This window comes from Pseudomonas sp. HAR-UPW-AIA-41, assembly GCF_002304225.1.
Classification (GTDB): Bacteria; Pseudomonadota; Gammaproteobacteria; order Pseudomonadales; family Pseudomonadaceae; genus Aquipseudomonas.
Genome location: NZ_NSLB01000024.1, coordinates 1 through 3,185, shown reverse-complemented (window position 1 = coordinate 3,185; position 3,185 = coordinate 1). Strand labels below are relative to the sequence as shown.

Annotated in this window: 4 protein-coding genes and 3 tRNA genes; all 7 read right to left on the bottom strand. The window is 55.6% G+C overall.

The features are described 5' to 3' along the window. The coding region (locus CK486_RS17685) for a GTP-binding protein (RefSeq protein WP_236699086.1) at positions 1–108 on the bottom strand (108 nt) is incomplete at its 3' end. Between the two features lie 83 nt (positions 109–191). Beyond that, positions 192–267 (bottom strand) — tRNA-Thr (locus CK486_RS17680). 23 nt (positions 268–290) lie between these two features. Then, a tRNA-Gly gene (locus tag CK486_RS17675) sits at positions 291–364 on the bottom strand. Positions 365–389: 25 nt separating this feature from the next. Further along, positions 390–474: transfer RNA gene (locus CK486_RS17670), tRNA-Tyr, on the bottom strand. A gap of 142 nt (positions 475–616) precedes the next feature. Further along, positions 617–1,291 (bottom strand): SPOR domain-containing protein, encoded by a 675-nt coding sequence (locus CK486_RS17665; protein WP_095941608.1) that lies wholly within the window; start codon positions 1,289–1,291, stop codon positions 617–619. 1 nt (position 1,292) lies between these two features. Continuing rightward, positions 1,293–2,042: a type III pantothenate kinase gene (locus tag CK486_RS17660; protein WP_095941607.1), complete on the bottom strand. Its 750-nt coding sequence runs from the start codon at positions 2,040–2,042 to the stop codon at positions 1,293–1,295. Next, positions 2,032–2,985, bottom strand: coding sequence for a bifunctional biotin--[acetyl-CoA-carboxylase] ligase/biotin operon repressor BirA (gene birA, locus CK486_RS17655; RefSeq protein WP_095941606.1), 954 nt, complete (start codon positions 2,983–2,985; stop codon positions 2,032–2,034). The genes CK486_RS17660 and birA overlap by 11 nt, the downstream gene beginning before the upstream one ends. Positions 2,986–3,185: the final 200 nt, after the last annotated feature.

Below are 3,185 nucleotides of genomic sequence, written 5' to 3'. Positions count from 1 at the left end.
GCACACGCGGGTCAGAGCAGCGGTCAGAGTGGTTTTACCGTGGTCAACGTGACCGATAGTGCCGACGTTGACGTGCGGTTTGTTACGTTCAAATTTTTCTTTAGCCATCGACACTATCTCCCTTCTGAGAAACTAGCGACTCACGCCACCATTAAAACAAAGGCAGATAATTGCTTATCTGCCTTTGGGTATGGAGCTCATGAGCGGATTTGAACCGCTGACCTCACCCTTACCAAGGGTGTGCTCTACCAGCTGAGCTACATGAGCGAAGCATTTGCCTAAACCGTATCTGGAGCGGGCAGCGGGAATCGAACCCGCATCATCAGCTTGGAAGGCTGAGGTTCTACCACTGAACTATGCCCGCGGAGCGTACGGCTCACGCTTAAATCTGGTGGAGGGGGAAGGATTCGAACCTTCGAAGTCTATGACGTCAGATTTACAGTCTGATCCCTTTGGCCGCTCGGGAACCCCTCCAAAGTGAGGCGGCATTCTCTACATCTGCCACCCGACTGTCAAGCATTTCTCATTAAAAAACTTGAGGTTAGCTGCTTTGACAGCGCTCTGCTGAATTCCGGCTAAACCGTCCCCCTGCGAAGCGGGCGCCATTCTATGCAAACTACTGCGCAACTGCAACACCTTCGCACGGCATTAATTGGTGACCTAAGCCATTGAAGTCATTGCCTAATTGCGCAAGCAGCACATCACCCACGAGACGCCGGGCAAAGGGCTCGATTCGCACCCAGTAATTACGCTGCGCACGCGGCAGTTCACGCAGCAAAGGCTCGTAACCCGCCTCACGCAAGCGCGACAGGACATTATCGGCAGACTCCATCCGTGGAAACATTCCCAGAGAAATCCCGTTACTCAGATCGCCCTGCGTAATGATGTAGCTATCGATTTTCCGCGCCTGCAACTCCTTCAGCTGACGCAAAGAAGCCTGGCGCGAGGCTAGCGGCGGCAAATACACCCAGTAGTCAACGCCAGCCGCCACATCAAGCGGCATTACGCTGGACGCTATATCGAGACTGACCAGCCGCTGCTCAACCCGGCGCGCCTCTTCATCCGAAGAGAAGCCACCCAGAAAAAGGCAAACTTCCTCAGTCCTCGTAGCGGGCAGCGCCTCGCGCTTCTTAGGCAGCTCATCACTCTCACTCAACAAACGAATGTCACGCTGCTGCCCCTGGTACAGCGCAATCGGCGCGACCTCTTTGGCCCGCAACGGCGCCTGCTGCTGGTGCCAGACGTAATAGAACAGATTCAGCACAAGCAAAAAAAGAAACACCCAGCGCATCTCAACCCCTCTCGTACGGGCAGGCCAGCGCCAAGCCAGCAAACACAAGATCTGAACAAACGCGCGCCTGTGGCAACAAGTCGGAAACCATAGCCGCATCCCCGCCGGTCAGGTAAATGTCAAAATCCTTGAGCAACTCCGAAGCGAGCGACACCTGATCCGCCACAAAGCCACGCACCATATGCAGACAGCCTCTTTCCACCGCCTCTGCCGTGCTACGCCCAGGCAAGCTCGATCCGCACACACGCAAACCCTCATCATCGCTGTAGCGAATTTTCCGGGTGTGAGTCCGCAATTGGCTGCGCATTAGTGGCAATCCAGGACAAATAAAGCCTCCACGATGAACGCCATCCGGCCCAACAAAATCCGAGGTAATAGCCGTCCCCAAATCGATCACCAGAACGGCCCCAGAAGAACGCTTATAGGCCGCGACCAACGCCAGCCAACGATCCAAGCCTAAACGCTGATACTCGTCATACCCATTGACAACCCCTGCCAGCACCTGAGCCGGCACCGCCACAGCAACATCAACCTCATAGGCCAGACGCAGCAGATCAACCAACTGGTTAATCTCCTCTTCGCTGCGCACGCTCACCATCCTCACAAATGTGATCGACAGCGGGCCTTCAGCCACTACCGCAGCCAGCAACTCGTCCGAATCCTGCACCACACCTTGCGCAGTTACCAACTGAGATTCTGCAAGCACACGCCACTTGATTAGCGAGTTGCCACAATCGAGCTCAAGAATCATCCGACAACCTCAGACTAAGCTCACCGCCGCTATACACCCGCTCCACACCATCGCACATCAGCCGAAGCGCACCGCGATCATCAACTCCAAGCACAATTCCATAGACGGACTGCGGACCAGTACTCAAGCAGACCTTTCGCCCCTGCCAGGCATGCGCCCCCTCCCACTCGTCACGGTACGCAGCAAATCGACCTGCCGAGTCAGCTGTTAAGAGCTCATGCAAGGCATTGGCGACCGCGATCAGAATCAGGTTGCGATCAACAGGTCGCTCTGCAGCTCCGATCAGAGCAGTCCAGGCCTGATCGATACCGGCTTTAGCCCCCTGCATATTGACGTTGATCCCAATGCCCACCACAACGTGACAGCCGTCAGCAGGATCACCAGCCAGCTCGAGCAAAATACCCGCAACCTTTCCACCAGACAGAAGTAGATCATTGGGCCACTTCAGCTCAACGCTTGGGTAACCACACGCAACCAAAGCACGACGGACTGCCAACCCAACGAGCAGACTCAACCCCTCCAGACGCGAGGAGTCAGATACTGGCAAAAGCAAACTGAAGTACAGGTTCACACCATAGGGACTAACCCAGCTGCGCCCCCTGCGTCCACGCCCGGCAGTTTGCTGCTCTGCGACAAAAAGCATCGGTTGATTTACCTGGCCGACAGCCAGATAACGAAGAGCCTCTGCATTTGTGGAGTCCACTTCTGTCAGAACCCTGACGGGATAAGGCAACTCCCGACTCAGTCGCTCAGAGTCTAGCAATACAAGCGGCTGTTCCAGGCGATAGCCCTTACCACGAACCTTGTGAATACGCAGACCCGTACTCTCTTCGAGCAGGAGCAGACGCTTCCATACAGCAGAGCGGGAAACCCCCAGCAGCGCCCCAAGACGCTCACCGGAATGAAAGGCCCCATCGCTAAGCAAGGCTAACAGCTCGTGCATAAACACCCCTTTTCAGAAGGGCGAATCATATAGAGCGAGCCAGCCATTGCAAACCAACTTAATTTCCCGCGCAAAGACAAACCCCCGACCAGCGTAAGCGGGTCGGGGGTTTGGGATAGGAGCTTGACGATGACCTACTCTCACATGGGGAGACCCCACACTACCATCGGCGATGCGTCGTTTCACTTCTGAGTTCGGGA

What these genes read in the sequence shown, in the direction of transcription:
- CK486_RS17665 (WP_095941608.1), bottom strand. Translation starts at nt 1,291, where the DNA reads ATGCGCTGGGTGTTTCTTTTTTTGCTTGTGCTGAATCTGTTCTATTAC.
- CK486_RS17660 (WP_095941607.1), bottom strand. Translation starts at nt 2,042, where the DNA reads ATGATTCTTGAGCTCGATTGTGGCAACTCGCTAATCAAGTGGCGTGTG.
- birA (WP_095941606.1), bottom strand. Translation starts at nt 2,985, where the DNA reads ATGCACGAGCTGTTAGCCTTGCTTAGCGATGGGGCCTTTCATTCCGGT.